This window comes from Kaistella sp. (assembly GCF_049588135.1).
GTDB lineage: Bacteria > Bacteroidota > Bacteroidia > Flavobacteriales > Weeksellaceae > Kaistella.
On record NZ_JBAVFG010000178.1, the window covers coordinates 1 to 6,156 of the forward strand.

The following is a 6,156-nucleotide window of genomic DNA, read 5'->3' on the forward strand; positions in this document are numbered from 1 at the left end:
GTTATAATTACCAAACAGGATTTTAATAAAATCCATCGTTCGATTACGGATGCTAAAGCCAAAAACAGCATTAAAAAAGAAGAAGCTGAAAAACTCCTCGCTGAATTAAAATCTGCGAAAATTGTAGAACAAGATCAAGTAGAAAGTGATGTTGTAACCATGAATTCTATTGTGAAAATTCACTTCCAGAACAACAAAACAACTATGGAATTTCAATTGGTTTATCCTGCAGATGCCAATATTAAGGAGCGTAAAATTTCGATCTTTTCCTCCGTTGCTTCAGCATTAATTGGTTATCGTGTTGGTGATGAAATCGACTGGCTGATTCCTTCCGGAATGACTAAAATTGTTATTGATGAAGTTATTTATCAACCAGAATCTGCTGGAGATTTTGAATTGTAGATTATTTTCAAAATTAAAGAACTCGAAAACCGTTAGAATAATCTAGCGGTTTTTCAAAATAAAATCAATGGTAGAAATCTCGAAGATTTAAAATAAATTTGCAAAAAGAAAACGCTTGAAAGATCTGCTCCTCATCACTCCGCCTTTTACCCAACTCAACACTCCTTATCCGGCGACGGCTTATATTAAAGGGTTTTTGAATACTAAAAGTATTTCAAGTTATCAGATTGATTTGGGAATTGAGGTAATCTTAGAATTATTCTCAAAAAGTGGAATTCAAAAAATATTTGAGAAAAATATTGATCTAATTAATACTTCCGAAAACTCAAAACGAATTTTTGCTTTAAGAGAAGAATATATCAAAACCATCGATCAGGTTGTTCTTTTTCTACAAAATCATAATCCAACTTTAGCAAGACAAATTTGCAGTATGAATTTCTTGCCCGAAGCGTCTCGTTTTAATCAGTTGGATGATATGGAATTCGCTTTCGGAAATATGGGTCTGCAGGATAAAGCAAAACATCTGGCGACTTTATATCTTGAAGATATTTCAGATTATATCGTTGAAAATATCGATGCAGATTTCGGTTTCAGCAGATATGCCGAACGTATTGGGCAAAGCGCCAATTCCTTTGATGAACTTTATCTAAAGTTGAATAATCATCAAACTTTTACCGATGAATTTACCTTAAAATTGTTAAAAGAAAAATTAGATCTTGTTCAGCCAAAACTGGTTTGTTTTTCAGTTCCATTTCCTGGGAATTTATATTCTGCTTTTAGAGGTGCACAATTTATTAAAGCCAATTATCCCGGACTTAAAACTGTTATGGGCGGCGGTTTTCCGAATACTGAATTAAGAGAATTGAAAGATCCTCGAGTCTTTGAATTTTTCGATTATATTACTTTAGATGATGGCGAATTACCCATTGAGCTGGTTTATGAAAATGTAATTTCAAACAAAGAAATTTCAGATGGAGAATTCAAAAGAACTTTTATTTTAGAAAATCAGGAAGTTATTTATAAAAATAATACAGCGAAATCAGATTATAAACAAGCTTTTATAGGGACTCCGGATTATACCGATTTACTGCTCAACCAATATATTTCTGTGATAGAAATCGCCAATCCAATGCACAGTTTATGGAGTGACGGACGATGGAATAAACTCACCATGGCGCACGGCTGCTATTGGGGAAAATGTACTTTTTGTGATATTTCTTTAGATTACGTTAAAATTTATGAACCCATTTCTGCTAAAATTTTGGTGGATCGAATGGAAGAATTGATTACCCAAACAGGTGAATCAGGTTTTCATTTTGTGGACGAAGCCGCGCCTCCAGCTTTAATGAGAGAAGTTGCATTAGAAATCTTGCGTAGGAATTTAGTCGTTACTTGGTGGACGAATATCCGGTTCGAAAAAAATTTCAGTAAAGACTTATGTTTCTTATTAAAAACTTCAGGTTTGGTAGCAGTTTCCGGTGGATTGGAAGTGGCAAGCGATCGATTGTTGAAATTAATTGACAAAGGTGTTTCTGTAGATCAAGTCGCAAAAGTAACCCGAAATTTCACCGAAGCCGGAGTGATGGTTCATTCCTATTTAATGTATGGATTCCCAACGCAAACGATTCAGGAAACGGTGGATTCGTTGGAAATGGTGAGGCAATTATTTGAAATGGGAATTGTACAAAGTGGTTTCTGGCATCAGTTTGCGATGACTGCGCACTCACCTATCGGAAATAATCCAGAAGAGTTCGGCGTAAAACCTTTAAAAAAAGAAATACTATTTGCGCATAACGATATCGATTTTACCGACGAAACAGGAATTGACCACAGCAAATTCAGTTTTGGATTAAAGAAATCGCTGTTCAATTTTATGCACGGAATTAATTTTGATCTTCCGTTAAAAGACTGGTTCGATTTTAAAATTCCGAACACGACCATTCATCCCGATTATATTCACGACTGTCTTTTAGAAGAAGAAAATTTTATTTTTAAAGGTAATTCAAAGTTGATTTTTCTGGATAAAAATGCGAATGTAGAAAACTTTGTAAAAAGAACGAAAGCAGGTTCTTTTGAATATTTGCGATTGACTTTTCATCTTAAAACCAATATTGTGAAAATAGAACTGGAACAGGAAAAAGCAGACTGGCTGATGAAAATATTCCTTGAAAATTCTACCGATAATCCTAAGAAAATAACACTTCAACAACTTAAAACTCAGTTCGAGGAAAACTTTGAAGATTTTGAATTATTCTGGTTTTCGAAACCAATGCAGCAATTGAAGGAAAACGGAGTTATTTTGAGTTTGTAAATTATATTTTCAATTATAAATTAAAAAAATCCCGTCTTGTGATAAAGACGGGATTTTAATTTATTAAAAAAGACGCTTATTCTGCAAGAATAATTCCTTTATTATTACTGAATTCTACCACTCCACTTTTCATTGGAAAAGAAAAAACACTTTCTTTTTCATTTTCTCTAGTGAAATGTTGGCTGTATTCCTCCTTGATTTGATCAGTGAACACTTTTATTTTTCCTGAATTTAAGGAAGTAACAATAGCGGCGTGATCTTTCATGATATGGAATTCACCACTTTTCCCGGGAAGCAAAACAGATTTTACTTCACCTTCAAAAATTACGAATTCTGGAGTTAAAATTTTTATATTCATATCTTTTTAGACTTAAAGAGTAAAGAGAAAAGAAAAAAGAGAAATCTTTACTCTTTTTTCTTTATTCTATTTTCTAATTATGCGTTTTCTGCTAACATTTTTTCACCAGCTTCAATTGCTTCTTCGATGGTCCCTTTAAGGTTAAAAGCAGCTTCAGGTAAATGATCTAACTCACCGTCGATGATCATGTTAAATCCTTTGATGGTGTCTTTGATGTCTACCAATACACCTTTCAAACCGGTAAACTGTTCTGCAACGTGGAAAGGTTGAGATAAGAATCTCTGTACTTTTCTAGCACGGTAAACAGCCAATTTATCATCTTCAGAAAGTTCTTCCATTCCTAGAATCGCGATGATATCTTGTAATGCTTTATATTTTTGAAGGATTTCTTTTACTCTTTGAGCACAGTCGTAATGTTCGTTTCCTAGGATTTCAGAAGTCAAAATTCTAGAAGTAGAAGCCAATGGATCTACTGCTGGATAAATACCTAGAGAAGCAATTTTTCTGTCCAATACCGTTGTTGCATCTAAGTGAGCAAACGTAGTTGCCGGCGCCGGATCCGTTAAATCATCCGCAGGAACGTAAATCGCCTGTACCGAAGTAATTGAACCATTTTTAGTTGAAGTAATGCGTTCTTGCATCGCACCCATTTCCGAAGCCAAAGTTGGTTGGTAACCTACTGCTGATGGCATTCTTCCCAGAAGTGCAGAAACTTCAGAACCTGCTTGCGTAAAACGGAAGATATTATCTACGAAGAATAATACATCTCTTCCTTGCCCTTGTCCGTCACCATCTCTAAAATTTTCAGCGATTGTTAAACCAGACAAAGCAACTCTAGCTCTTGCTCCAGGCGGCTCATTCATTTGTCCGAAAACGAAAGTACATTTAGAATCTTTCATTTCCTCAAGATTTACTTTCGATAAATCCCATCCTCCATTTTCCATGGATTCCATAAATTCATCACCGTATTTAATAATGCCTGATTCTAGCATTTCTCTCAAAAGGTCGTTTCCTTCTCTGGTTCTTTCACCAACACCGGCAAAAACAGAAAGTCCACCGTGACCTTTCGCAATATTATTAATTAATTCCTGGATTAGTACTGTTTTACCAACACCTGCACCACCAAATAAACCGATTTTTCCACCTTTTGAATAAGGTTCTACTAAGTCAATTACTTTAATCCCAGTAAAAAGGACTTCTGCAGAAGTTGTTAATTGATCGAATTTTGGTGCTTCTCTGTGAATTGGCAATCCGTTTTCTTTAGAAACTTGCTGAATTCCATCGATGGCATCTCCAACTACATTAAACAATCTACCGTATACCGCTTCACCAACGGGCATGGTGATTTGTCTTCCTTGTGAAATTACTTCCTGACCTCTTTGTAGCCCGTCTGTTGCATCCATTGCGATACATCTTACAGAATCTTCACCAATATGTTGTTCTACTTCAAGTATTACTTTGTTACCGTCTGTTTTTGTAATTTCCAATGCATCATAAATGCTTGGAAGTTCTGCCGCATCTGTAAAAATTACGTCGATTACTGGACCGATAATTTGAGAAATTTTTCCTTTAAGTTGGTTTGCCATTGCTAATTTTTTTCTTGAGTGCAAATATAATGAAAGTTCCCAAATCTGCAATTGCTTTAAAAGAAGATTTTTATCATATTTGCACAAAGTTATTTTAAGCCGATTTTTAAGGCAACTATTTCACTAAAATCAAGAATTTCAGTTGATCATTACAGAAAATTTTACCCGTTCACTTTCCGAAAATCCTTTGGCTCTTTCGATTGGTATGTTTGATGGTGTTCACTTGGGACATCAGAGTATTATAAAAAAACTCAATATCATTTCTGAAAAGAAGAATCTGGAATCAGCAATTCTCACCTTTTGGCCACATCCAAGAACTATTTTTAATCCGAATGATGATTTAAAATTATTGAATACCATCGATGAAAAAAAATATCTGCTTCAGAAGTCTGGACTACAGCATTTATTTTTAAAAGAATTTGATGAAGATTTCAGAAATCTAACTGGCGAAGAATTCGTGAAGCAGATTTTGGTTAATCAACTTCAGGTGAAACATTTAATTGTTGGATATGACCATACTTTCGGAAAAAACAAGAGTGGTGATTTTTCATTATTAAAGAAAATGGGTCCTGAATTTGGTTTTGAAGTTGAGCAAGTTGAAGCGGTAGATTATAAGGATTACCATATAAGTTCGACCCAAATAAGAAATGCATTATCCCTTGGAGATATTACTTCTGCTAATGAAATGTTAGGATATCATTATTCATTAAATGGCAATGTGGTTCACGGCAAAAAAATCGGTAGAACGATTGGCTATCCAACGGCGAATATAGAAGTTGATACCCTAAAATTATTACCCAAAAAAGGCGCATATATTGTAGATGTTTTTGTGAAAAACCAGCATTTAAAAGGAATGTTGAGCATTGGCACCAATCCCACGGTTAACGGAAATTCGCTTTCTGTGGAAGTGTATATTTTAGATTTTAATAATGATATTTATGGCGAAGAAATTTCGGTGAATTTCAGAGGTTTTCTTCATGATGAAATTAAATTTGAAAATCTGGAAAAATTAATTGAAAGATTGGATGAAGATAAAAGATTGACAGCAGATTTTCAGTTTTAATTTTGCCACGAATTCGCAAATTTGATTTATAATATTATTAAAAATATTCGTGAATTCGTGGCAACTTTCTAAGAATTCAAAACCGCTTCCCGCATTTTCTTTGTTAAAGAATTTAAAATTAAATCAAACGAATGATCAATTAATTTCAAAATCAATTCCTTTTTTAAGCCTTCGCAAACCACCGAATTCCAATGGGTTTTATTCATGTGATATGCTCCAGTAATTTGTGAATATTCTTCACGAAGTTCTGCACTCCATTCAGGGTCGGTTTTTACAGAAATAGTGAGTGGTTGTTTTTCTAAAGGAATCAACGCAAACATCTTCCCTCCCACTTTCAACACTAAAGTTTCTTGATCAAAAGGAAAGGTTTCTTCAACTCCTTTTTTTAGTTGGCAATATTCTAAAATTTCCGTAATATCCATCGATTGATTTTAAA

General features: G+C 34.2%; 6 protein-coding genes. 3 read left to right on the plus strand and 3 right to left on the minus strand.

Features of this window, described 5'->3' with window-relative positions; all coding sequences use genetic code 11:
- Window positions 1–402 (plus strand): nucleoside diphosphate kinase regulator (rnk, locus tag WBY99_RS09860; protein ID WP_423976161.1); only part of this gene is annotated, 402 nt, incomplete at its 5' end.
- 115 nt (window positions 403–517) lie between these two features.
- Window positions 518–2,713 carry a B12-binding domain-containing radical SAM protein gene (locus WBY99_RS09865; protein ID WP_423976162.1) on the plus strand — a complete coding sequence of 732 codons (2,196 nt, stop codon included), beginning with the start codon at window positions 518–520 and terminating at the stop codon, window positions 2,711–2,713.
- A gap of 76 nt (window positions 2,714–2,789) precedes the next feature.
- Here WBY99_RS09865 and WBY99_RS09870 read toward each other — a convergent pair whose 3' ends face one another.
- Both WBY99_RS09870 and atpD read right to left on the minus strand, forming a co-directional pair.
- Window positions 2,790–3,071: a FoF1 ATP synthase subunit delta/epsilon gene (locus WBY99_RS09870; RefSeq protein ID WP_423976163.1), complete on the minus strand. Its 282-nt coding sequence runs from the start codon at window positions 3,069–3,071 to the stop codon at window positions 2,790–2,792.
- 77 nt (window positions 3,072–3,148) lie between these two features.
- On the minus strand, window positions 3,149–4,657 hold the full coding sequence (gene atpD / locus WBY99_RS09875) for a F0F1 ATP synthase subunit beta (RefSeq protein ID WP_423976164.1): 1,509 nt from the start codon (window positions 4,655–4,657) through the stop codon (window positions 3,149–3,151).
- 142 nt (window positions 4,658–4,799) lie between these two features.
- Here atpD and WBY99_RS09880 point away from each other — a divergent pair, with 142 nt between their 5' ends.
- On the plus strand, window positions 4,800–5,720 hold the full coding sequence (locus tag WBY99_RS09880) for a bifunctional riboflavin kinase/FAD synthetase (RefSeq protein ID WP_423976165.1): 921 nt from the start codon (window positions 4,800–4,802) through the stop codon (window positions 5,718–5,720).
- 68 nt (window positions 5,721–5,788) lie between these two features.
- Here the strand turns inward: WBY99_RS09880 and WBY99_RS09885 are convergent, their stop codons facing one another.
- A complete protein-coding gene (locus tag WBY99_RS09885) occupies window positions 5,789–6,142 on the minus strand; it encodes an MmcQ/YjbR family DNA-binding protein (protein WP_423976166.1) in 354 nt (117 codons plus the stop codon).
- Between the last annotated feature and the right edge of the window lie 14 nt (window positions 6,143–6,156).

Excerpts from the sequence above, each read along its gene's own strand:
- WBY99_RS09870 (WP_423976163.1), bottom strand. The coding sequence starts at position 3,071 with ATGAATATAAAAATTTTAACTCCAGAATTCGTAATTTTTGAAGGTGAA.
- atpD (WP_423976164.1), bottom strand. The coding sequence starts at position 4,657 with ATGGCAAACCAACTTAAAGGAAAAATTTCTCAAATTATCGGTCCAGTA.
- WBY99_RS09885 (WP_423976166.1), bottom strand. The coding sequence starts at position 6,142 with ATGGATATTACGGAAATTTTAGAATATTGCCAACTAAAAAAAGGAGTT.